Source organism: Bradyrhizobium erythrophlei, from assembly GCF_900142985.1.
Lineage (GTDB): Bacteria > Pseudomonadota > Alphaproteobacteria > Rhizobiales > Xanthobacteraceae > Bradyrhizobium > Bradyrhizobium erythrophlei_B.
Genome location: NZ_LT670849.1, coordinates 3,481,575 through 3,503,423, shown reverse-complemented (window position 1 = coordinate 3,503,423; position 21,849 = coordinate 3,481,575). Strand labels below are relative to the sequence as shown.

Sequence of the window (21,849 nt, the reverse complement as noted above, 5' to 3'; positions counted from 1 at the left end):
CATCGCCGCTGCTTCCACTCAATGCTGCAGCCGCAATCGCGGCGTTGCTCGAATATGCAGCACGTGGGCCGGCCAAAGCCAGGTGAAGGCGGTGGGGTGAGGGAGGCTCCTCCACACGTCAGCTATGATATGTTGTGCCTTTCTTCATCGCCGGAGATAGACTGACGTGTCCGACACTCAGAAACTGACGCCCGCACTCTCGACGCCTGAGCGCGACCTGCTGAGGCGAGAGATATATAAAGGACTGGCGGAAGGAGCGGCTGGTCGCGTCAAAGACCTCGATGTTGACGCCATCCTTGCCAAAGGAAAGGAGCTATTGCAGAAGCGCTCAATCTCCAATGTAAGGCAATTCGCAGTTGATGGTCGAAAGACGCTCTTCTTGCTGCTTCTGCTTTTTGCGATCCCCGCGCACGACTGCTCCGCGCAGACACCGCCGCCACCAGTCGACGAACATGCGCTCGAGCGCGTGCCGCCGACGGTCGTGAAGAGATTGGCGACCCGCTTTTCGCTAGGCGCATTCGCCGGCCGCTTCGAGAAGACGCGGCTCCGCGCGGTCCGCGAAGCCGTGGGCGAAGGGACCATCCAACACCAGGGCGACGCTGGAGGTAGCATCTATTGGCTGTGTTATAGACGCGCGCAGCATCGATTATGGGTCGTGTCCAGCGGAGAGATCGGCGGCCCGGGCCATCTCGTCACAGAGATCGTTGAAGAGCTCACCGAGAAAGACACCGAGACCTCGACCGATTGCGCCATCATCCCGGAAAAGTTCGCGCCCGTCGTCTTCGACGGCAAGCTGCATTTAGGTATGTCGCGTTTGGAGGTAGTCAAAGCGCTGGGACCGCCGTCGAAGTCGGAAGCTGCTCAGATGGTGTATTCTCACAACGGAAAGCTCGCAGACGGTTTCGATGAGACCGCATGGCTCATTCTCCGATTTCGTGAGGAAAAGCTCGTGTCCATGCGCGGCGGCAAGACCACGACGAATTGAAGTGGCTGCTAGCAGCGTTCAAGCTTCACAGCGTGATGCGAGCGAGTCACGCTCGCTCACAAAAGCCACTCGCTTGCGCCGTCCGCTTTGGGTCACGTGTGGACGGCGCCCTGGCAAGAACTTTCTGACGTTTTGCAGCATTGGTCGGATGCGGTCACGTGTCCGGCCTGTTACTGCGGCAGGGATGGCCGCTGGCCCTAATGCTCTGCGCGGATCGGGTCCCAATCGTAAGCTCGCACTTGAAAGTGCGTTGACCCAAGCGGGTTCTCCCGATCCCCGGAACGACCGTATCTGCATTACGTCGTCATGCCCTCGCCAATTCGTTGCCGATCTAGCTGCTGGCCTGCCTCATGTCGCCAGTAACAGTTTCGGCTCCTTGTATCTCTCACCCCGGACCATGATGGCCCAGGCCATCCGTGCAATCTTGTTGGCGAGCGCCACGGCCGCCACTTTCGTGGGTCGGCGCTCCATCAATCGGCCAAGCCACGGCCGCTTCTCGGTACCGTGCTTGCGCGCGTAGCAGATCACGGCCATCGCGCCGACGACCAGTAACCATCGCAAATATCGATTACCCTGTTTGGTGATGCTGCCGAGTCTGTCCTTGCCGCCAGTGCTGTGCTGCTTCGGCACCAGTCCGATCCAGGCCGCAAGGCTGCGCCCCGATGAGAATGTCTTCCAGTCGCCGATCTCGGCAACCAGTGCGGTGGCGCCGATCGGGCCGACACCGGGGATCTCCGCAAGCCGCCGGCTCGCCTCACACCCGCGATGCAGCGCCATGATGCTCCTGTCGATGGATGCGATCTCGACTCCGATGGCACCATACTGCCGCGCCAGCACATCGAGGATGCCACGCACGGCCGGTGACAGCCGGCTATCCGAGCCATCCTTGATGATGCTGAGCAAATCAGCCGTTCCATTGCGGCCTTTGGCCGACACGATACCAAGTTCGGCCAAGTGCCCGCGTAGGGCATTGCTCAACATCGTGCGCTGGCGCACTAGCAATTGTCGGGTCCGGTGCAGCATCAAGGCGGTCTGCTGTTCCTTCGTCTTTATCGGGACGAACCGCATCGATGGCCGCGTGACCGCCTCGCAGATCGCAGCCGCATCATTCGCATCGTTCTTGCTGCGTTTGAGGTAAGCCTTCACGTAGCTCGGCGGGATCAGCCTAACCGTGTGACCAAACGCCTGAAGTTCGCGGCCCCAATGATGCGCTGATGGACACGCCTCGATCCCAACCAGGCATGGCGGCAGATCGCTAAAGTACTCCAACACCCTTGCGCGACTGACGCGCTTGCGGATTACAACCGCGCCCGCAACATCCACCCCGTGCACCTGGAAGACCGACTTCGCAATATCGAGACCAATCGTGCTAACCTCGCCCATGGACGGCTCCCCTCAATGTGGTTTGCTTCAACGCAACCACCCTATGGCACTCCGATGCCGCAGAGTGGGCGCCGTCCACAGCATCAAAAGCGGAAGCCTCCTGCTTCCCTGCCCTACGTCCGTTCAGGGTCAAAAGCGGAAGCCCACGCCCAACGTTCGTGACGATCGCGAAACGCCCCTCTTATCGGGTGCAAGACGCGCGGGCTTCTAAAGGTGATCTGCCCGACGGTGCAAGCGGCAATTCCAGGCGCGCCGCTACTTCGTCGCAACGTTCACGCCCTTGAGGCCCCTCGCCTCGATCTCTTTCTGCACAACGCCGATCCGTTTTGCTTCATCGACGATTGTCGCGAGGGCAGCCTGCGCCTCGCGAGAGCGGCCCTTCGGAAGCGCGGCTGCCACGCGAACCATTGCAAACGCGCCGGATACGATCTTTGCACCCGGCAGTGCGTCGGCGGCAGGATATCCGACGCCAGAATCGGCTCCGAAGACATCTGCCTTCCCGGAGCGTAGCAGTTCGGCTGCATCAGCCGCGATGGTCGGGCTCAACGGGATACGTGCCGATCCTCACGCCTGCCTTGTCGACCGAGGCGATATCGGGAAATTCCTTTCCAGGTGCGGCGACATAGATAAGACTGATGACCCAGAGGTCAGCGGTGGATACTGCCTTATCCGCAGGGGCCAGAACGCGAGGCCCGATAGCGATGTCCCATTCACTCTTGCCGAAACTTTGCAGATAGGCATCTGGATTCGAATACATCACAGGTTCAACGTCCACGCCGAGCTTCTGTCCAATGAACCTCGCAACAGGCTCAGCAACGCCGCCGAGCACCGTGATGGCAATCATGCCAACGCGCAGTTTTCCACTTGGTGCAATTTCCGACGCTGGCGCCTGCTGTCCAAATGCCACGCCAGCCAAGCTCACGAGCAATGCGACCGACAGAAAAACCCTGGTCATTCGTGCGCCCCTGGTCGGAAAGGACAGATGAAGATCAACCTATCAGCGCTTGGCCGACCGGACCATCACTCTCCGAGACATTTCCCTTATGTGTACTGCAGTATGGTATCGGGCAAAGCTGTCGGCGGAGCCCGCCATGCATTTCGAGACATCAGGGGATCGTGTTGGTGCCATCGGCGGATGAGCAATGCGTGCTATCTGATGAGCGGCGCCGTCCTCGATTGTGCAACGGAGAAGGAACATCATGTCGCGAAGATCAGCTCTCACGCTCATCGCCGCTGCCGCCCTGGCGTTCGCCATCCCGGCAGGTCATGCAGCCGAGATCGCTGCCAGCATCCAGTACGATTTTGCCCAACCACCTGCCGGGCTTTCGGCTGATTTCGCGCCCCATGAAGGTATTTCCTTGCGGTTCCTCGCGATCAAGGCCATCGACGGGTTCCAAGTTGACGCCGCCCTGTGGCAACCGGATCGAAAGCCGGCGGCAGATACCACGCTCGTCGTGATGGTACATGGCAGCGGCGACAGTTATCAAAAGCCCCCGCAAAGCGCCCTCGGTGCACGGCTGGCCGCAAAGGGTTATTCCGTCCTTGCGATCAGCACCCGCCAGCACGACGACGCCATCAACACCGAAAACTTCTTCGACGTGCGCAACGATATCGACGCTGCCGTTCGAACCGGCCGGGCTCTTGGCTACAAAACGATCGTGATGCAGGGCCACAGCCTCGGTAACATTCAGGTGCAATATTATGCGGCAACGACGTGGGACCGCGATATCAAAGCGGTGATGTTGCTGGGCCCGTTCGGCAACCTGCCGTGGAAGACCCGCACGATCCTGGTGCAGAACGAGGACAGCTTCAGGACTCTTGTCGATGCAGCGATGAAGTCGCTGCGCGAAGGCACGCTCGACAAGGTGCTGCCAGTCAAGATGCACTATTTCACCGGCCAGGACGTCCCGGTCACCGGCCAGCATTTTCTGACCTACCGGTGGAGCGAGACCAGTGTTGCCGATGGCACGCTCTGGATTCGCCGCATACCGGCGCCAATCCTTGTCGTTCGCGATCAATCTGACGGAATCATCCAACCGTTCGAGCCCTACCAGCTGCTGGCGGCCGCCCATGCCGAAGGCTCACTTGCGCCCAGCATCGACTATGTGATTTTACCGGATACCAAGCCGGTCAGCTTGAAGGGACATTTTTTTGACGGCAATGAGCAGCCGCTTGCAGACGTAATCGCCAAATGGCTCGCTGACCGGCATCTCTAACCGGAACCTGTATTCGGTGGCTGGGATGCGGGTTGCGCTAGACTTTTTCAGACAGCGGAGATGGACCGTGCGCTCTCAACTGACAATATTTCTCGTGGCCATGGGTATCGCCTCCGCGGGAATATCCTCGGCCGCGCTGGCGCAAGCCTGGCCACAGAGGCCGGTGACCGTCATCGTACCTTTCGCAGCGGGAGGCAACACCGATGGCATCGCCCGCATGACCGCGCAGCGTCTGGGCGCTGCCTTCGGCAAGCCGTTTATCGTAGAAAACCGTCCCGGTGCGAGCGGAGCGATCGCGGCGGAGCTGTCGAAACGAGCGGCACCGGACGGCTACACCCTGTTCGTCGCTGCGCTGCCGGTGATGGCGATCGTGCCGGCGATGTCGAAAGTACGTTACGATCCACAGAAGGACTTCGCGCCCATCAGCAACATTGCGACCAATTCGTTCGCGCTGGTGGTGAACAAGGACATTCCGGTCAAAACACTGCCGGAATTCGTGGATTACGTGCGCGCACATAATGGCGAGCTGTCTTATGGCTCAGCCGGCATCGGCAGCCTGAACCACCTCTCGATGGTGTTGTTTCTCAAGCGGGCTGGTCTCGAGATGGTCCATGTGTCCTACAAGGGCAATGCACCGGCGCTCACCGATGTCATGGCGGGACACGTTATGGCGATGTTTTCCAATCTGTCCGATGCGCTGGCACAGGCCAATGGCGGTACGGTGCGGATGCTCGCAATTTCGTCCGAAGCGCGCTCACCGCTGGCCCCGAACGTGCCGACTGTTTCCGAATCCGGATACCCGAACTTCAACGTGCTCACCTGGAACGGTTTGATGGCGCCGGCCGGAACACCACAGGACATCATCGACAAGGTCGCTCGTGAGGTCGGAGCCGCGGTGAAGGATCCAAAATTTGCAAGCCAGCTTGCCGACTACGGCGTCGATCCGCTTGGCAACACACCGGCGGAATACAAGGCAATGCTGGCGAAAGACATCCCGGTCTGGACCGAGGCCCTCGATGCGGCCGGGGTGAAGCAGGAGGACGACGCGAAATGAGCGATGATCCCGTCCTGATAGCCGGCGGGGGGCCGGTGGGCGTCATTGCGGCGCTGGCCCTGGCACAACGCGGGATTCCAGTACGCCTGTTCGAGGCGGAGGCCGATGTCAACGACGCTCCCCGCGCCTCGACCTTGCATCCTGCGACGCTCGAAATGCTGGCTGCGCTTGGCCTGCTGGACGATGTGCTCGCGCAAGGGTTGGTCGCACGCACTTTTCAGTTCTGGGATCGGCCGGCGCGGCGACTGGTCGCCGAGTTCGACCATGCCATCCTCTCGGACGATACCCCTTTTCCCTTCGTCGTGCAGTGTGAGCAGCACAAGATTGCCCGGCTTGGCCTTGAGCGGCTCAAAGCTTTTCCCCATGCAGAGGTCACGTTTTCCTCACCGGTCAGCGCGGTTGCCAACTTCAATGATCGGGTCGAGGCGACGATCGAAACGAAAGACGGCACGCAAACGCATCTTGGAAGTTATCTGATCGGGGCAGACGGCGGGCGTTCGACCGTACGCAAGCAACTCGGCATCGCGTTCGACGGTTACACATTTCCGGAGCGGTTTCTGGTTCTGACCACGCCGTTTGATTTTGCGGCGCAACACGGCGTAGCGTTTCGCGCCTATTTCTCCGATCCCGACGAGTGGGCCAATCTGTTCAAGGTGGCCGGCGACGACGGCAAGGGCCGCTGGCGAGCCGTGTTTCCGGCCCAGCCAGGTCAGACGGACGACGAGGTGCTCAACGAAAACGCCACCGAGATGCGGCTGCAGAAATTTTTCCCGAAGACGGGTCCTTACGAGATCTTTCACCGCAACATCTATCGCGTTCATCAGCGCGTCGCGGCGAGCTTCGGCAACGGGCGCGTGTTTCTGGCGGGCGATTCCGCGCATGTGAACAATCCGATCGGCGGTCTCGGCCTGAACTGCGGCATTCACGATGCGATCCAACTTTCACGGCAACTGTCCGCCGTGATGCTAGGCGAGCGGCCGGAAAGCGATTTGGCCCTCTACGACGCGATCCGGCGGCCGATAAACATCGAATATGTTCAGCAGCAGACCATCGCCAACAAAAAGCGGCTGGAAGAAAAGGATGCCGCGATGCGCGCGGCCAACTTCGAGACACTGCGTCGTACCGCAGCCGAACCTGTTGCGCATCGCGCCTTTCTCATGCGCACGTCGCTTCTGGAAAGCGTCCGAAAAACCCAGGCTGCCGCTTAAGGCAGCTCGGCCTTTACATAGCGGGCTTGGGCTGCTCCTCGCCGCCCACCCGCTCGATGCGGCCCATCACAAACAGGAACAGTAGCGCGGCCGCGATGCAATGCGCGCCGACGAAGTAGAGGCCGGCGCCATAATTGCCGCCTGTCATCGCCACGATGTAGCCGAACACAATCGGCGTCACGATGCCGGCGATGTTGCCGATGCAGTTGAAGATGGAGCCGGCGAGGCCGACCGCCTCCTTTGGCGCGGTGTCGGTGACCACGGCCCAGGTGCCGGAACCGGCGGCGAGGCCCTTGGCGAAGTACGCGAACGACATCAGCGCGACGATCAGGATGTTGCTGTCGGCAAACGCGGCCAGGATCAGGCTCGAAGCGGCGAACATGCCGACGATGTAGGGCGTCTTGCGCGCAAAGGTGACCGACCAGCCGCGCCTGATCAGGTCGTCGGAAATCCAGCCGCCCGAAATGCCGCCGGCAAAGCCGAACAACGACGGCGCCACGGTGGCGAACCCGGCGGACATGATGTCCATGTGACGCGCCTGCACCAGGTAGATCGGAAACCAGGTGATGAAGAAGTAGCTGAGCGCAATGGTGGCGTACTGGCCGAGATAGACGCACCACAGCATGCGGCTGGTCAGCAGTGCCTTCACGACCGTGCCGGAGACGTGCGGCTTGGTCCGCAGTTCTTCGCTATCATCGATGTCCACCAGCGCACCGCCGGCGATGATGTGGTCAAGCTCCGCCTGCGACATCATCGGGTGGCGGCGCGGCTCATGCATGAACCAGGCCCAGACGAACGCAGCGGCAAAGCCGATCGCACCCAGGACGAAGAAGGGCCAGGGCCAGCCGAAGCTCGACACCAGCCAGCCGGCGAGCGGCGAGAAGATGCCGACCGCAAAATAGGAAGCCGAAGCGAACAGCGAGGTGACGCGGCCACGCTCGAGCTTGGGAAACCACATGACTGCGATGCGGGCGTTGGCCGGAAAACTCGGCGCCTCGATGAACCCAAGGATGAAGCGCAGCGCGAACAGAAGCGCAACGACACCTGCCGCGCCGCTGGCGAACTTGCCGACGAAGCCGAGCAGGAATGTCGCAAGAGACCAGATGACGAGCGTCACACCGTAGACCCGCTTGGTCCCGAAGCGATCCAGTATCAGCCCGCCCGGAACCTGGCCGATGACATAGGCCCAGCTGAACGCCGACAACACGAAGCCGAGCTGGACCGTGGTCAGGCCGAACTCGTCCTTGATACCGGACCCCGAGATCGAAAGGATGGAGCGGTCGGCATAGGCCACGGTCGACAGCAGCAGGATCAGCGCGCAGATCCAGACGCGGACATGCGTCCGCTCGCCCGCAGCAGTTCGCGGCTGCGCTGTTTCCGTGGACATTATTGAAGACCTCCCCTGCCTGGCCGGTGATGAAGTCGTGCCGCTTCATTTCTCGCCCAATGCGAGCCAGATACTATCCGTTCATGTCTGGTTGAGAAGGGTCGGAGCGAGGTTTTCCTAACGCTACCTTGTACAAATCGGCCCCGGAGCCACACGTCCTTCGGCTTTTATATAGCGATTTAACGTCGGGTTGATGGATTTAATGCAGTTTCGCCTGCGGGTCCGTTCACGTCGAATTAATGAATTGTGGACCGAGGTCGGACGAGCAGATGATCGAGCAAAATCGCGGCGAAGGCGGCGACTGGACAGCAAGCACGCATCTCGTGTTCGCACTCGTGCCTGCCGCAATGCTGCTCGTGCTGCTGCTGCGCCCGGTATGGGACCCCGACATTTTCTGGCAGCTCAAGCTGGGCGAACTCATCCTAAGCAGCGGCGGGCCGCTACCAGGTGAGCCGTTCGCTGCGCTACACATCGGCGAGCCAGTTCCCGCCGTGGCCTGGGCCGGGCAGGTGGTCATGGCCCTGGCGCGGCAGATCGGTGGCTGGAATTTCCTGCGCGTGTTCGATGCGGCGTGCTGGCTCGGCGGCTTCGGGGCGGTTGCCATCGCCTGCCGCCTTCGCGGCGCGTCGCTCCTCGCGGTCACTATCGCGCTCAGTCTCGCGTTCCTGGCCGCGGTGCCCACCGCCAGCGTTCGACCGCAAAGCTTCGGCTGCCTGTGTTTCGGACTGCTGCTGGCGCTGCGACGGCTTGAGCTGAAACCGGCGCTGACGATCGCCCTTGGCGCGCCGCTCCTGGTCGCATGGCAGAACCTGCATCCTTCCGTGAGCGTGGGTGTGGCGGCAATGGGCTTCGCCGCGTTGCCCGGCGCGGTAGGATGGCTGCGCGGACGAAGCGCGCTGCCTGTCGTGCCGATGATGCTCGCCTTGATCGGCGTGGCGGCGATCTTCGCTACCCCTGACGGGACTTCGATCATCGCGACTTCCGCTGCGAACGCCGAGATGAGCATGGCCATCGGCGCGACCGAGTGGCTGCCCTTGTGGGATCCCACCAACCTTTTGATCGCCGTGCCGGTCGTCGTCGTGGCGCTGCTGACAGCCAGGCTGGTGGCGCGCCAGCGGCGCTTTGACCCGGTCGAGATTGCGATCGCGCTCGGGCTCGGCTTGATGACGCTGGCGGCCTACCGCTTTGTGGTGTTCTGGGCCGTCGCGATGGTGCCGGTCATTGCGCGCGCGGTGGCGGCGCCTGTCGCGCGCCCCGCACGATCGGAGGCCGTCACGGTCCTTGCGTCGCTTTTGCTGGTCGCCGTCGTAACGCCGCAGATCGCACCGACGCGCTTTGGCAAGATCCTGCCGCTCGCCGCGGTGCAAGTGCTGCGCGATCAACACATACGTGGGACCGTTTATAACGACCTGCTGTTCGGCGGGGTCATCATCGATACTGGCTATCCGGACTGGCGCGTCGCCTACGACGGGCGCTACTACCGCTATTCGAGCGAGGAGTGGGGCTACGATGGCGACATCAAGAGCGGCATCGTCCCGCTGGCGGACGTCGTACGCAGGTGGAACCCCGCCGCCTTCGTGCTTGATACGGGCCGCAATGCCCCGATTACCGAAGAACTCGCGCACAGCAAGATGTGGCAGCGTATCTATGCGCGAGACGGAATCGTCGTGTATGTGCCGCGTATCGACTCAATTCAATCTCTCGCCAGGGATTAAGAAGCGCCCTTAAAGCGTCGGCGACCTGCATTGTCCGCTAAGCGCCAATAGCGGATGCCGGTTGGTTCGGCAGGCTGCGCGCATGAGCGCCGCCGGATGGCCGCGCCGAGATCGAACGGCCGACGCTTCGCAGCATGGCGCTCGCTTCGGTAGCGCTATGGTCGAGCAGCCAGCGTCCGAAGGCAGACGGCGACAGCGCGGGCGCGTAGAGGAATCCCTGGATGACATCGCATCCGAGCATGGACAGCAGATTTCGTTGCCCTTCGGTCTCGACGCCCTCGGCGACGACGGTGAGTTGCAGGCTCTGCCCGACGCGCACCACGGTCGTCACGATGGCGCGCGCCGCGGGATCGCTCTCCAGATCGCACATGAAGCTGCGGTCGATCTTCAATTCGCGAATCGGCAGATGCGCGAGCCGGCTCAGGCTCGAATAACCCGTGCCGAAATCGTCGAGCGACAGCCCCGCTCCGAGTTTGCGGATCGCATTCATGGTCTCGATCGCCACCGAGTGCTCGTTCAGGAACACGCTTTCGGTGACCTCGAGCATCAGGACTTCCGGCGGCAAACCGAACGCCGCCAGGGTTTCGGCGACGACGGAAGCAAGGCCTGCGTTCTGGAAATTGATCGGAGAAAGATTGACCGACACGCAGGGAATGTCGAGGCCCGCGTCACGCCACTGCGCCATTTGCCGGCAGGCCTCGCGGATCGACCACAATCCGATTTGCTCGATCAGCCCGCATTCCTCGGCGAGCGGAATGAATTTCGCTGGCGAGACATCGCCAAGCACCGGGTCATGCCAGCGCGCCAGCGCCTCGACGCCCTGCAAGGAGCCGTCGTTGGTCCTGATCTGCGGCTGATAGTGCAGCGTGAGGCCGCCGCTCGCGAGCGCGGCACGCAGCGCCGCGCTATGGGCCAGCCGTTGCTCGGCGAGCCGGTTCATGTCGGCGCTGAAGAAACGATAGGTGGCGCGGCCGGCCTGCTTGGCCTTGTACATCGCCGCATCGGCCTGCTGTATCAACGTGTCGAGGTTGGTCGCGTTATCCGGATAGATGCTGATACCCATGCTGACCGAAACCGGCACTTGCCGCGCCCCTAACTTGAGCGGCAGGCTTAGCGCTTCCATGATCCGGGAAGCCACCAGCGAGGCTCCCGCAGCGTCGCGCTCGGGAAGCAGAATCACGAATTCGTCGCCGCCGAGACGCCCCAGCACGTCACCCGGCTGGACCTGCGCGTGCAGCCGCTGCGCGAACTCGACCAGCATCTCGTCGCCGGCGGAATGTCCAAGCGAATCGTTGACGTCCTTGAAATTGTCGAGATCGAGGAAGGCCAGCGCGACGTTCTTCCCGCCGGACACGGAGGCGAGAGCTTCCGAGATCAGATGCCGCAGGCGCGCCCGGTTGGGCAGGCCGGTCAACGTGTCGTAATAGGCAAGCTGCGCGATCTGGGCCCGCGCTTCCTTGCGCTCGATCGCAAGCGCGCCGAGGCGAACGCAGGCCTCGACGATCCGCTCATGCCAGCGCGAGGGGGCGCGGCATTCCCTGAAATAGAAGGCGAAGGTTCCGATCACACGGCCGTCCTTGGCCTTGATCGGCGAGGACCAGCACGCCCGCAAGCCTACTTCCAGCGGCCTCGTCTTGTAGGGCTGCCAGCGCGGATCGCTGTCGATGTCCATGGCAAGTACCGCTCTGCCATGGAAGGCCGCCGATCCGCAGGAGCCGACTTCGGGTCCGATCGCAATCCCGTCCAGTGCGCGGGAATAGTCGTCGGGAAGGCTCGGGCCACCCAACGGATGAACCAGTCCCTCGGCGTCGATATGGAGCAGCGAGGAAACAACGTCCGGCGCAATCTCCTCGACGCGCCGGCAAAGCTGATCGGCGATTTCCGTAATCGGAATTTCGTCGGCGAGCGCCGTCATGATCAATTGCTGCAACGACCATAATTGCCGGCTTTCGGTGATATCGGCGAGCAGCGCCACGATGTACTTGACCTTGCCACGGGCATTGCGGAACGCCTTGACGTGGGCGCCGAGCCAGATCTCTTCGCCTTTGCTGTCATAGGCGAGGATTTCCTCGTCCATACCGCTTTCGTATCCGATGCAGCGCTGCAACCGCTTCAGCACGGAGCGATCGGTATGGGGCCCGGCGAGCAGCTCGCCCATCTGCCGGCCCTCGGCCTGCTCGATGCTGTGGCCGAACATGCCAACGAAGGTGGCATTGACGTAGACGACCTTCATGTTGCGATCGACGATGACCACGGCGCGATTGGTCCCGTCGGCGATCATCACGTGCAGCGCCAGCCGCTCGCGCAGCTCGAGCTCAGGCGTAATGTCCCGTACCAGCGCAGTCGTGCGTGGCGCCTCGCCGGATGTGACATGCGAGAGCGACAGCGCGACGCGCAGACGGGCGCCGTCGGGACGCGTGATCGTGCGTTCGGCTCTCGCGCCGTCGTCGAGGTCGTTGAGGCCGAGCAGGCTGGCGGGCCGGCCCAGAATCTCAGCGCGGGCCAGCCCCCAAATCCGCTCAGCCGAGGCGTTGAAATGCGTGATACGATGATCCTGATCCAGGATCACGACAGCATCGTTCGCCCGCTCGAGGGCGGCCAGCAGGACGTCGGAATTTTCCACTGCAGGTCGCTCGTACACGGACATCTAGGGCTTGATCTCGCCAAGGCATGATCCGGAAAAGTGTGTAGCGGTCTTCCGAAAGATCATGCACCAAACAAAGGGGACACCATCTTTGCGGAAAAGCCTATCGCCCCAAGGGTATTTAAAGAGTTGTGCAACCCCGCACCCCGCGCCGGAAAGAAATTATCGTTAAAAATTCGCTACCACGCTTCGCCCTTCCGCCTTCGCTCTCCGAGCTTCGGCGGACAAGTCGGGCTACGCGTGGCACAGCCATGCAAGACCGAAGCGTGTCCGGCGTAGCTCAAATGAAATGAGAGCGAAGACGGACCGTCAGTCAGGGGCGCGAATGAAGGAAACCGGCGAGGTCGTCACGCCCCTTCAGGTCATTGGTGGACAGTGAGAGCGCGAGACATCTGCCTCATCGCCGCATTATCGAGATACACGACCCCGCTTGGGGCGGGGCTATCGACGAATTCAGCGACAAAGGCGCGGCCGATATCGTCCTGCTCAATCGTGCCGAAAGAGCCGGGAACGAGACGCCCCAGCCAGGCCGCATAGCCCGGCGTGTGCGCATTGCCTGCGATAATACCGGGGCGAAAAACCGCGAGGCGCTGGAAGCCCGTTCCCTGAACCGTCTCTTCCTTCAACCCCATGATCCGCGCATAGCGAATTCGGCTTTTCGTGCTGCTTCCCGCGGCCGAGAGCAGCGAAAACCGGGTGATGCCTCCGGCGAGACAGCCGCGGGCGAAGCCCCCGACCACGCCAATTTCGAGCGCCTTTAATTGCTCCTCGCTCCAGTTCATGCTGCCTCTGCCGACGCCGACACAGGATGCGCCATAGACCGGATCGCCTTGCGCAACGAGGGCCTGCGCAAGCCTGGTTACTTCGGCCGGAAATTCGGCTGCCGCCGTATCTAAAGTTACGCTGCGTACACGGGGATCAGTCGGCAGGGAAATCGCCTTGCGATTGACCATCACGACCTCAGTGCAGGATGGCTCCGCGGCGAGCGCGCGCACCACGGCCGCTCCCACCTGCCCCGTGCCACCTATGATCAAGACACGAAATGCCATCAGGCCTTCTCCCAACTGCGCAACGCGAACCCCGGACTTTTCAGGGTTCATCGAAACTACTCACCGTACCAGATCGGCGACGGCGGATGCCGCCTTCAACCCGGTGCCGGTGAGGATGACCACGGTGTTTTCGTTCGCCTTGATCGCGCCGGTTCCTGCCAACTTGTCCAAAGCGGCGGCTCCGCTCGCGCTGGTCGGCTCGGCGAACAATCCCTGTCGCGCCAGCCGACGTAAGGCGATGACGATTTCTTCTTCCGTCAGCGCAATGGTGCCGCCACCACTCTCGCGCAACGCGCCGATGATCTCGCGCAAGCGCATCGGATGCTTGATCGCGGTGCCTTCGGCGATGGTCTTGTGAACTTCGCGCGCGACGGGCGTGTCGACGCCGGCACGGAAGCTCGCATCGATTGGCGAGCAGTTGAGCGGCTGCGCCACGAAGAGACGCGGCAGTTTCGCGATCTGGCCGGCTTTCATCAATTCACGGAAGCCGAACGCACATCCGAGCAGGCTAGAGCCCGCGCCGACCGGCATGATGACATTATCCGGGGCGCGGAATCCCAGGTCCTCCCACAGTTCGTAAGCGAACGACTTCGTGCCCTCCAGAAAGAACGGCTGCCAGTTGTGGCTGGCGTAGAAGGTCTCGTTCGATTGGCGGATCGCTTCTGCCTCCGACTCTTCGCGCGGCCCCTCGACCAACTGCACCTGCGCGCCGTAGCTGCGCACCTGCGCAATCTTCGCAGGCGAAGTCGACGCAGGCGCCAGGATCTTGACGCGCATGCCTCCGGCCGCGCCGAGCCCCGCCATCGAGGACCCGCCGTTACCCGAACTGTCTTCCAGCACAGCATCGATGCCGATCCGCCGGAGAAAGGACAACATGACCGCCGAGCCACGGTCCTTGAAGGAGCCGGTCGGATTGAACCATTCCAGCTTGAAGAACGGACGAAGGTCGCCCCACTCCTGCTCGACGAGCGGTGTGCATCCCTCACCCAGCGTGATCGGCTTCGCGATATCGGCAGACAACGCCGCCCTGTATCGCCAGAGCGATCGGGTGCGGCTATCAATGTCGTCGCGTGAGATGCCTGCGCCCGGTGTGACAAGCAGCGGCGTTCGGTCATCGGAGCACCAGCGCGGCACATCCAGCGGATAGGTTCTTCCATTACGAGGATCGACGTAGCTGGCCGCAGGCATGGAGGCTCCGAATAGTTGCTCGACAAACGATGCCTGGGTTTATATTCGCGCGAGCCGTACGCTGCTACTCCAACTTCACACCGACGGCCTTGATGATCGGGCCGAAGCGTTCGATATCGGAGGCGATCAACCGCCGCAGCGGCTCCGCGCCGATCTGGTCGGGCTGGGGTATGTCGGCTGCGAGTTCGGCGAAGCGCTGCCGCAGGTCCGGATCGGCGAGTGCTGTCTTGAGCGAGGATTCAAGGCGTTCGAGCACCGGCCGCGGCGTGGCGGCGGGTGCCGCAATCGCGTTCCAGACCGTCAGGTCGAAAGCGGGCACGCCGGCCTCCGCGAAAGTCGGCACGTCCGGAATCTGGGCGAGCCGGGTGGAGCTTGAGGTCGCGATCGCCGTGACGTTGCCGCCAGTATGCATCGGAATCATGGTGACGGTCTGGTCGATCACGGCGTCGATCGTGCCGGCGACGAGATCGTTGACCGCGGGAGCCGAGCCCCGGTAGGGGATGTCGTGGGCCTGCGTGCCCGTGACATGCAGAAAGGTGACGGCGGCAAGATGGGTGGTCGTGCCCGGACCCGCATGGCCGAAATTCAGCGCGCCCGGTTTCGCCTTCAGCGCGGCGATCAGGCCGGCCATGTCGCGTATGCCGCTCTTCTTGCTCACGGCCAAAACCATCGGCACGATCGCGACAAGACCGACGGCTGCGAGATCCTGGCGCGGATCGAAGCCGAGGTTCGGAAAGAGCCAGAAATTCGCGGCCAGCGAGCCCATATTGCCGAAGGTCAGCGTGTAGCCGTCGGCGTCCGAGCGGACTACGCGGCGAGTGCCGACCGTGGCACCGCCGCCGGTCACGTTCTCGACGATGACAGACTGACCGAGGTCTTCGCTCATGCGCCGGGCCACGATCCGGGCCAGCACATCCGTCGTGCCTCCGGCCGCTGCCGCGACGACGAGCGTGATCGACCGGTTCGGGAAGTTTTGCGCCGCGGCGGTGTGCGCGCACAAAAGAACGGCCGCGATTGCGGCGATCACCGACCTCATCGTCACCTCCCCTGTGATGCGCGACGGCATCGCTATTTTTTTTCGCCCAAGGTGACATAGGCCCACAGCGCCTCGATGTCGTTTGGCCGTCGCCACGTCATTAGGAGAGAGGTTAGCGCAACCCCAACAGCTGTCGAGGGCGATGTCGCTTGGTTTTTTCGTATAGCCATGCACTGCGCGCAGGGTACGGCGAGTCATCTTTGATGAGCCTTCGATGCCAGCGGATTTTCAGAAGGTCAGTGGTCCGATTCTAACATTCGCATCCCTTCTCAACGGCCACTTTTGCGAATGTTAGAATCGTAGGACCACTGCAAACTTATGTTTCTAGTGGAGTTTAGGATTTGACATTCGCCTAAGGCGTTCGTGGCCAGGTGGGTAGCGAATGTCAAATCCACTCCACTAATATGTGCTATGTGTTGCACAATGAATGGGCTGTCCGACCTCCGGGGGGACAGAATGAAACGGCGCGAATTCATCGGCCTCGTTGGCGGCGCACCGATCGCGTGGTCGCTCCCCGCATGGGCGCAGCAGCCGCAACTGCCGGCAAGCGGCGGCACCACTCAAATTCGCGCCGCAACCGGGCTAAGAGCCGCATTGCAAAGCCTGATATCGATCGGCGCCGAGGCCGGGCTTTTTCAACGCCATGGCCTCGACGTCACTGTCATGGTGGAGACCGGCGGCCCTCGGGCCGCCAGCGGGACGGTCCGCGGCGATTGGGAATTCTGTCATACCGGTGATCTTCCAGTCATTCAGGGCGTGCTGCAGGGACAGGACCCGGTATTGATCCTGACGCCGGCCGAGCTTCACGACGTCGCCTTCCTGATGGGACGGCGTGACATCACGAAGCCCGAGCAGCTGGCAGGCGCGCGCATCGGCGCGCTCGACGCCACGGGGCAGTACGGACGCGCGGTCGAAGCGATGCTGAAGAAGTGGGGCGTTTCGGCTGATCTCGTCTCGCTCGGATCGTTTCAGGGGATCTACAAGGCGCTCGGCAAGGGCGAGGTCGCGGCGGGCTATCTGCCGGTTGATCTGCGCTTCCTCGGCGAGAACGAGTTCGGCTGGAATGTGCTCGGCGGCATCAGCTCCGGCGCGGGCGGTATCGTGACCACCCGGCGGCTGATTGGGACCAATCGCGAACTTGTCATGAGCATCGTTGCGGCGCTTGTCGATACGATCGCGTTGTTCAAGACAAAGCCCGAACTCGCGATCCCGCTGCTGCAACGCTTTTTGCAGATCGATGACCGCAAGGCGGTCGAGCAGGTCCACGCTTACTATGTGCCGTTATTTCGGGCGTCACCGGACCCGACCTTCTTCAACGAGATGACCCGGCTCAAGGGCTTCGTTGAGAAGCAATATCCGGCGGCCGCACCGCTGGAGGCCAAAGATCTGTCGGACCCGTCCTTCGTGAACGAGCTCGATCGAACGGGCTACATCGCACGCCTCTATTCAGAGAAGAAATAGATAGCCAGGTTTGGCGCGACGGGCCGGCATTCGCGCGAGCTAAGTTGCGGGACGGCGCCCACCCGGCACGAACTGGACGAATACGCCCTTGATCCGGGCTTCCGGCGTCAAATCGCTTGACGGCCTTTGTTCGAGCGACGGCGTATCCGCATCGACGTCGGCACTGGATGCACGGCCGGTGATCAAGTCCTTGGCGAGAAAGCGCTGATCCGGAATGGCCATACCGAGCCACGTCGTGGGGACGGCGGTAACTTCGCGGTAGCTTTCGGCAGGGCCGAGATAAATATGGCTAACGAATAGCAACGCGGCCAGCGCCGGCACCGCAATGGCAGTTTCTTTTGCAATGGACATCTTGTTTCCACCCCTCCAACAACGAATGCATGATGGAGCCGGCGCCATAAACACCGGCCTAAGCGCGGCGTGCGAAATGCGATGGCGGTTACTTGCCAGTTAGCCGTTGGATAAAATTTTAAGTGATCGGCGAAGCACCGGATTCACACCCCGAGCCGCTGCTCAATTTCCCGGCAAGTCATGAATCTCGGAGAAATACAGATCCTTCCAGCTCTCCGGGCTCGCCTTGATCGAACCGACCTGATGCATGAATTTGGCAAAGGTCATGTTGGCCTGCGGCGTCTGCGTCCAGGTCACGTCCTTGCCGCCGATGATTCCTGCGACGACATCCGCATTGAGTTTGGAGTTGCTGTCCTTGATCCAGCTTTCCGCCGCGCCTTTCGGATCGGCAACGATAATACCAGTGGCTTCCTTCACGGCGTCGAGAAAAGCGCCGTAGAGCTCGGGATTGTCCTTGTGGAAGCGTAACGTGGTCCAGGCCACCGAAAATGTGTGAGGCCCGACGACGTCGAACGACGACAGCACGGTATGGATCCCGGCCTGCTGAAGCTGCTGGAACTGGAACGGCGGCACGCTGAAGACCGCGGTGATACTCCCCGCCCCGCCCATCAGCGCGATGGTGGAATCCGGCGGCGGCATCGAAACCGTCAGCGGATCAAGCTTGGCGAAATTCTTTTCGCCGAAGGCTTTCGCCGCCGCCATTTGCAGGACGACGGCCTGGACCGATACCTTGACGGAGGGCAACGCAATGCGGTCCTTGTCGCCGAAGTCGGCGATCGTCTTGACCGCCTCGCGGCTGGTATTGAGCAGGAACGGCTGCGTACTCAACGGGCAGATGCCTTTGACTTCCTGGGCAGTGCCCCTGGTCTTGTCCCACAGCGTGATCAGGCCCGGCACGCCGCCCGCGACCACATCGGCCGAGTTGGAGAGCAGCGCTTCGTTCATGGTCGAGGGACCGTTGAAGCGCATCCAGCTCACCTTGGCGTCCTCAACACCGCGTCGCTGTGCATATTTTTCGATCAACCGATCGCGCTTCATGATGTTGAATTGCAGATAGCCGATCGAGAACTGCTCCGCGATGCGGATTTCGGCGGCTTGCGACGCTGAAAACGACGCCTGCACGACAAACGCCAGCAGCAGCAACGGCAGACCCAGCCGAGCCCTCATGCTTCCTCTCCCTCGTTGCAGTAATCGCGTTACTTGACGCAATTCCGCAAATCTACGGATCTGTTGCTGAGTTCAACGGCCAGGAACAAGTTGCCGGGAAAGCACAGACCTCAACGTAATCGTATCATCTGCATCATCGACGTAGAAGCTGTCTGCCTGGCAGCTTATTAGTGATCGGGCTACTTGCGGGATCGCCGATCTCGAACGATGGATGCTCTTCAAAATGAATCTTGAACTTCGAAGGCTCGATGGTGCGGATCAGGGGCGAGAGGCCCGAATAGATTTCACGGTTGAAAGCGATGGGAGCCTGGTCCAGTCGACGGCGGACGCTCTCGGGTTCAGGAAAAACGAATTTGTCGTCTATCCCGGTCACGGCGTCGGCCAGATAACGGCGATCGAGGTTCAAACGGTTGCGGGCGCCAGCCTGGAATTTTTCGTGATCCATTTTGCGAAAAGCAAGATGAAGGTGCGCGCTCCGACCCAAAAGGCGGCCAGCATCGGAATCCGCAAGCTGTGCAGCCCGGCCGCCATCGCGCAGGTTCGACGGACCCTGGGTCAATCGGCCCCGAGGTCGCGGACCAATTGGGCAAAATTGACCAAAGAATACGAAGCCAAGATCAAATCGGGCGAGATCATCGCGTTGGCCGAGGTGGTCCGCGATCTGCAGCGGCGGTCGGCCACGGCCGAGCAAAGCTATAGCGAGCGGCAGCTCTACGCGACGGCGCTCGATCGGCTGTCCGCGGAAGTAGCACTGGTGGAATGTATCACCGAAGAAAAAGCCATCTCGGGGCTTGAGAGCTTGTTGAGGAACGCGGCCGGCAAAGCCGCCTGACGGCGCGGCCTTGTTGCGAGGATTTTGCCCGACGGCTTTTCCATCATGAAGGCTTGGCGCGCACGGGCGGCGGCGCCTGGACCGTGGGGGCAGCCGCGGCAAGAAGGTCTTCTCGGCGTCCGGTGCGCGGTGGATAAATGCGGTTGTGATTGATGATCTGCTTGGTGGCCTTGGCCGCAGATCCGACAGCCGACACCTGGCGATCCCAACCGACGGTGTAAAGCGCTCCCCATGCGCCGAGATCGAGCACGGTGACATACCAGTCGATGTGAAGCGGAAGCATTGGCTTCCCGAACAGATCCGCCGCAACGTTGTGACCGGCAAATCGACCCATGGGGCGGGCGAACTGACACGACATCACGGTCGCGTGCACGCCGTCAATTTTGCAAACAGCCACATCGCCGGCGGCAAAGACGTTCGGCAGGTCGATGGCCCGCATGAATTGATCTACCGCAAGCCGGCCGTACCGGTCGCGATCTCCGGCCAGCGACGCGGCCAGCGGACTTGCTTTCATGCCCGCGCACCACACGACCGTTCGCGTTGGGATAAACTCGCCGTTCGTCAGGGCGACCCCGGCCGCCTCGACGGCGTTGACCTTGACACCGAGCCGCGTTTCCACGCCCAGCGCTGAAAGCGCCTTATTGACGACCGGACCCCCGGATTCACCCATCGTTGCTCCGATGACCGGGTTCGGATCGATGAGAATGACGCGCGGATTGGCGATACCGGCATGAGCAAGCCTGCCCGGCATTTCGCTCGCCACCTCGATGCCGGTAAAGCCCGCGCCAACGACCACCACCGTTGAGCTTTCCGTCGAGGGCCCGAGACTGCCCAGAGCGGCAAGATGACCATTGAGACGGACCGCGGCCGCATAGGTATCCACGTCAAAGCCGTGAGAGGCGAGCCCCGGAACCGGCGGCCGTACCAACTCGCTGCCCAATGTCAGCACGAGGCGATCGTAACTCAGAACGTCCCGGCCGCCGTTCGCGTTGACCGTTACCCTTTGTTCGGCGGGATCGATGGCGCAAACTTCGGCCACCACATGACGGATGCCGATCGGATCGAGGAATTCGGCAAGCGGAAGCGCGACATCGCTCAGGTCAACCTCATAATTGCGAACCCGGATGTTGTGATAGGGGTTGCGGTCGACGACGAGGATTTCCGCCGCCTCGCCAAGTTCGTCAAGCTTTCGCGCCGCGCCAATGGCCGCCCAGAGGCCGGCGAACCCGGCGCCCAGGATGAGTATGCGCGCCATCCCTTCCTCCCACGCTTCGAGAAGCCGCTACTTTATACCCAGGCGGGCCGCCGGGCGTGAACCCTGGCGGCGCGGCCCGCGACAAACAATCGCCATGGTTCGCGAGCGGCGGCGTGCCGCGCGGATCGTGAAAACGTATCGAGGTTGCCATGTCGAGGTTGCCCGTGCCGATCGCCAGAATCCTCCTGATCTTTCTTGCGCTCGCAACGCCTGCGCTGGCGCAGGACGCCCCACGCAGCACGGCCGCTGCGCGCGAGGCCGCGATGGACTTCCGGGTTTACGTCGACGGGGTGAGGAGAAAAGGCGAGCGGCCCGACCTGACCCGGCCGGAGGTCGCCGCCATGCTCGGCCGCGTCTTCGATCTTGAGGCCTTGAACGCGCTGCCGCCCGTCAAGGGAAGCGATCTCGAGTGGCTGCTTGACTGGACGGAGGCAGCTAACACGGTCAACAAATTGATCACTCGATATGGCTCGAAGCCGGGGCCGCAGCCCGATTTGGAAGCGCTTCAGCGCAACATGACCGAGTACGAGGACCAGTACGCGGCGGCGATGAACTTCCTGATCCGCAGCCAGGCGCGGGAGGCGGTTTCGATGCGAATGTTCTGGGACGGTCTCGCGCCGGCGCAGCGCACGCGCATTCGGGCGGACGGATTCACGGGCGCACGCAGAGGCATGGCCGAGTTTGTCCTCGCCGCCATCTGTTCAACGGTCGAGAGCGGCGGCAAGCCTGCCAACGCCCGCCTGGTGACGGCCGCGGTCCGCGACACGCGCGAGATCTGGGCGAACCATTTCCTGCCGCAGGATCGGACCCGCCTCGTCGAATACATCGCCGGCCATGACAAGCAGGTGCCGGATGAGGCGACGCGAGCCGATCTCGCCGCTTTCACGGAAGCGCTTCAAGCGGTGGATTGATCAGACG

The 21,849-nt window shown here is 62.1% G+C and carries 20 protein-coding genes and 1 pseudogene; 9 read left to right on the top strand and 12 right to left on the bottom strand.

Annotated elements, in window-relative coordinates; translation table 11 throughout:
- Nucleotides 1-316: 316 nt before the first annotated feature.
- Nucleotides 317-985 (top strand): hypothetical protein, encoded by a 669-nt coding sequence (locus BUA38_RS16355; RefSeq protein ID WP_156898541.1) that lies wholly within the window; start codon nucleotides 317-319, stop codon nucleotides 983-985.
- A 348-nt stretch (nucleotides 986-1,333) separates the two neighbouring features.
- Here BUA38_RS16355 and BUA38_RS16345 read toward each other — a convergent pair whose 3' ends face one another.
- The 4 genes from BUA38_RS16345 to BUA38_RS38460 all read right to left on the bottom strand — a co-directional run bounded on the left by BUA38_RS16345 (nucleotide 1,334) and on the right by BUA38_RS38460 (nucleotide 3,714).
- The gene (locus BUA38_RS16345) at nucleotides 1,334-2,368 is read right to left on the bottom strand and encodes an IS110 family transposase (RefSeq protein ID WP_072819210.1); all 1,035 of its coding nucleotides are present in this window, start codon (nucleotides 2,366-2,368) and stop codon (nucleotides 1,334-1,336) included.
- A gap of 255 nt (nucleotides 2,369-2,623) precedes the next feature.
- Nucleotides 2,624-2,914: a hypothetical protein gene (locus BUA38_RS16340; RefSeq protein WP_072819208.1), complete on the bottom strand. Its 291-nt coding sequence runs from the start codon at nucleotides 2,912-2,914 to the stop codon at nucleotides 2,624-2,626.
- On the bottom strand, nucleotides 2,892-3,323 hold the full coding sequence (locus BUA38_RS16335; protein WP_072819207.1) for a hypothetical protein: 432 nt from the start codon (nucleotides 3,321-3,323) through the stop codon (nucleotides 2,892-2,894). The genes BUA38_RS16340 and BUA38_RS16335 overlap by 23 nt, the downstream gene beginning before the upstream one ends.
- A gap of 256 nt (nucleotides 3,324-3,579) precedes the next feature.
- Nucleotides 3,580-3,714: a hypothetical protein gene (locus BUA38_RS38460; RefSeq protein WP_276328162.1), complete on the bottom strand. Its 135-nt coding sequence runs from the start codon at nucleotides 3,712-3,714 to the stop codon at nucleotides 3,580-3,582.
- 12 nt (nucleotides 3,715-3,726) lie between these two features.
- Here BUA38_RS38460 and BUA38_RS16330 point away from each other — a divergent pair, with 12 nt between their 5' ends.
- The 3 genes from BUA38_RS16330 to BUA38_RS16320 all read left to right on the top strand — a co-directional run bounded on the left by BUA38_RS16330 (nucleotide 3,727) and on the right by BUA38_RS16320 (nucleotide 6,846).
- Nucleotides 3,727-4,584 (top strand): alpha/beta hydrolase, encoded by an 858-nt coding sequence (locus BUA38_RS16330; RefSeq protein WP_172806033.1) that lies wholly within the window; start codon nucleotides 3,727-3,729, stop codon nucleotides 4,582-4,584.
- Nucleotides 4,585-4,651: 67 nt separating this feature from the next.
- A complete protein-coding gene (locus tag BUA38_RS16325; RefSeq protein ID WP_172806032.1) occupies nucleotides 4,652-5,638 on the top strand; it encodes a Bug family tripartite tricarboxylate transporter substrate binding protein in 987 nt (328 codons plus the stop codon).
- Nucleotides 5,635-6,846, top strand: a complete 1,212-nt coding sequence (locus BUA38_RS16320) for an FAD-dependent oxidoreductase (protein WP_072819201.1) — start codon at nucleotides 5,635-5,637, stop codon at nucleotides 6,844-6,846. Before BUA38_RS16325 ends, BUA38_RS16320 begins: the two co-directional genes overlap by 4 nt.
- Before the next feature lie 13 nt (nucleotides 6,847-6,859).
- Here BUA38_RS16320 and BUA38_RS16315 read toward each other — a convergent pair whose 3' ends face one another.
- Nucleotides 6,860-8,233: an MFS transporter gene (locus tag BUA38_RS16315; RefSeq protein WP_083587600.1), complete on the bottom strand. Its 1,374-nt coding sequence runs from the start codon at nucleotides 8,231-8,233 to the stop codon at nucleotides 6,860-6,862.
- A 269-nt stretch (nucleotides 8,234-8,502) separates the two neighbouring features.
- On the opposite strand from BUA38_RS16315, the gene BUA38_RS16310 reads away from it, so the two are divergent.
- A complete protein-coding gene (locus tag BUA38_RS16310; RefSeq protein ID WP_072819197.1) occupies nucleotides 8,503-9,948 on the top strand; it encodes a hypothetical protein in 1,446 nt (481 codons plus the stop codon).
- 37 nt (nucleotides 9,949-9,985) lie between these two features.
- Here BUA38_RS16310 and BUA38_RS16305 read toward each other — a convergent pair whose 3' ends face one another.
- The 4 genes from BUA38_RS16305 to BUA38_RS16290 form a co-directional block, all read right to left on the bottom strand.
- On the bottom strand, nucleotides 9,986-12,595 hold the full coding sequence (locus tag BUA38_RS16305) for an EAL domain-containing protein (RefSeq protein ID WP_072819195.1): 2,610 nt from the start codon (nucleotides 12,593-12,595) through the stop codon (nucleotides 9,986-9,988).
- A 359-nt stretch (nucleotides 12,596-12,954) separates the two neighbouring features.
- Nucleotides 12,955-13,641, bottom strand: a complete 687-nt coding sequence (locus BUA38_RS16300) for a hypothetical protein (RefSeq protein ID WP_072819193.1) — start codon at nucleotides 13,639-13,641, stop codon at nucleotides 12,955-12,957.
- Nucleotides 13,642-13,701: 60 nt separating this feature from the next.
- Nucleotides 13,702-14,829: a threonine synthase gene (locus BUA38_RS16295; RefSeq protein WP_072819191.1), complete on the bottom strand. Its 1,128-nt coding sequence runs from the start codon at nucleotides 14,827-14,829 to the stop codon at nucleotides 13,702-13,704.
- Nucleotides 14,830-14,893: 64 nt separating this feature from the next.
- Nucleotides 14,894-15,865: a Bug family tripartite tricarboxylate transporter substrate binding protein gene (locus BUA38_RS16290; protein ID WP_072826167.1), complete on the bottom strand. Its 972-nt coding sequence runs from the start codon at nucleotides 15,863-15,865 to the stop codon at nucleotides 14,894-14,896.
- A 456-nt stretch (nucleotides 15,866-16,321) separates the two neighbouring features.
- Here BUA38_RS16290 and BUA38_RS16285 point away from each other — a divergent pair, with 456 nt between their 5' ends.
- Nucleotides 16,322-17,326 (top strand): ABC transporter substrate-binding protein, encoded by a 1,005-nt coding sequence (locus tag BUA38_RS16285; protein WP_072819189.1) that lies wholly within the window; start codon nucleotides 16,322-16,324, stop codon nucleotides 17,324-17,326.
- Nucleotides 17,327-17,365: 39 nt separating this feature from the next.
- Here the strand turns inward: BUA38_RS16285 and BUA38_RS16280 are convergent, their stop codons facing one another.
- Together BUA38_RS16280 and BUA38_RS16275 are read right to left on the bottom strand one after the other, a co-directional pair.
- On the bottom strand, nucleotides 17,366-17,677 hold the full coding sequence (locus BUA38_RS16280; RefSeq protein ID WP_072819188.1) for a hypothetical protein: 312 nt from the start codon (nucleotides 17,675-17,677) through the stop codon (nucleotides 17,366-17,368).
- Between the two features lie 162 nt (nucleotides 17,678-17,839).
- Nucleotides 17,840-18,844, bottom strand: a complete 1,005-nt coding sequence (locus tag BUA38_RS16275; protein WP_072819186.1) for an ABC transporter substrate-binding protein — start codon at nucleotides 18,842-18,844, stop codon at nucleotides 17,840-17,842.
- A gap of 211 nt (nucleotides 18,845-19,055) precedes the next feature.
- Here BUA38_RS16275 and BUA38_RS38610 point away from each other — a divergent pair.
- Both BUA38_RS38610 and BUA38_RS38605 read left to right on the top strand, forming a co-directional pair.
- Nucleotides 19,056-19,298: pseudogene (locus BUA38_RS38610) on the top strand (CarD family transcriptional regulator); the annotation flags it as partial.
- A gap of 138 nt (nucleotides 19,299-19,436) precedes the next feature.
- A complete protein-coding gene (locus BUA38_RS38605; RefSeq protein ID WP_338076363.1) occupies nucleotides 19,437-19,676 on the top strand; it encodes a hypothetical protein in 240 nt (79 codons plus the stop codon).
- A gap of 43 nt (nucleotides 19,677-19,719) precedes the next feature.
- On the opposite strand, the gene BUA38_RS16265 is transcribed toward BUA38_RS38605, so the two are convergent.
- Complete coding sequence (locus BUA38_RS16265; protein WP_072819183.1) at nucleotides 19,720-20,931, bottom strand: NAD(P)/FAD-dependent oxidoreductase; 1,212 nt, start codon at nucleotides 20,929-20,931, stop codon at nucleotides 19,720-19,722.
- A 149-nt stretch (nucleotides 20,932-21,080) separates the two neighbouring features.
- Here BUA38_RS16265 and BUA38_RS16260 point away from each other — a divergent pair, with 149 nt between their 5' ends.
- Complete coding sequence (locus BUA38_RS16260) at nucleotides 21,081-21,842, top strand: hypothetical protein (protein WP_072819181.1); 762 nt, start codon at nucleotides 21,081-21,083, stop codon at nucleotides 21,840-21,842.
- Nucleotides 21,843-21,849 lie beyond the last annotated feature (7 nt).

Coding starts and splice junctions, on each gene's coding strand:
- BUA38_RS16345 (WP_072819210.1), bottom strand. CDS start 2,368: ATGGGCGAGGTTAGCACGATTGGTCTCGATATTGCGAAGTCGGTCTTC.
- BUA38_RS16335 (WP_072819207.1), bottom strand. CDS start 3,323: ATGACCAGGGTTTTTCTGTCGGTCGCATTGCTCGTGAGCTTGGCTGGC.
- BUA38_RS38460 (WP_276328162.1), bottom strand. CDS start 3,714: ATGGGGCGCGAAATCAGCCGAAAGCCCGGCAGGTGGTTGGGCAAAATC.
- BUA38_RS16320 (WP_072819201.1), top strand. CDS start 5,635: ATGAGCGATGATCCCGTCCTGATAGCCGGCGGGGGGCCGGTGGGCGTC.
- BUA38_RS16315 (WP_083587600.1), bottom strand. CDS start 8,233: ATGTCCACGGAAACAGCGCAGCCGCGAACTGCTGCGGGCGAGCGGACG.
- BUA38_RS16310 (WP_072819197.1), top strand. CDS start 8,503: ATGATCGAGCAAAATCGCGGCGAAGGCGGCGACTGGACAGCAAGCACG.
- BUA38_RS16305 (WP_072819195.1), bottom strand. CDS start 12,595: ATGTCCGTGTACGAGCGACCTGCAGTGGAAAATTCCGACGTCCTGCTG.
- BUA38_RS16300 (WP_072819193.1), bottom strand. CDS start 13,641: ATGGCATTTCGTGTCTTGATCATAGGTGGCACGGGGCAGGTGGGAGCG.
- BUA38_RS16295 (WP_072819191.1), bottom strand. CDS start 14,829: ATGCCTGCGGCCAGCTACGTCGATCCTCGTAATGGAAGAACCTATCCG.
- BUA38_RS16290 (WP_072826167.1), bottom strand. CDS start 15,865: ATGAGGTCGGTGATCGCCGCAATCGCGGCCGTTCTTTTGTGCGCGCAC.
- BUA38_RS16285 (WP_072819189.1), top strand. CDS start 16,322: ATGAAACGGCGCGAATTCATCGGCCTCGTTGGCGGCGCACCGATCGCG.
- BUA38_RS16280 (WP_072819188.1), bottom strand. CDS start 17,677: ATGTCCATTGCAAAAGAAACTGCCATTGCGGTGCCGGCGCTGGCCGCG.
- BUA38_RS16275 (WP_072819186.1), bottom strand. CDS start 18,844: ATGAGGGCTCGGCTGGGTCTGCCGTTGCTGCTGCTGGCGTTTGTCGTG.
- BUA38_RS16265 (WP_072819183.1), bottom strand. CDS start 20,931: ATGGCGCGCATACTCATCCTGGGCGCCGGGTTCGCCGGCCTCTGGGCG.
- BUA38_RS16260 (WP_072819181.1), top strand. CDS start 21,081: ATGTCGAGGTTGCCCGTGCCGATCGCCAGAATCCTCCTGATCTTTCTT.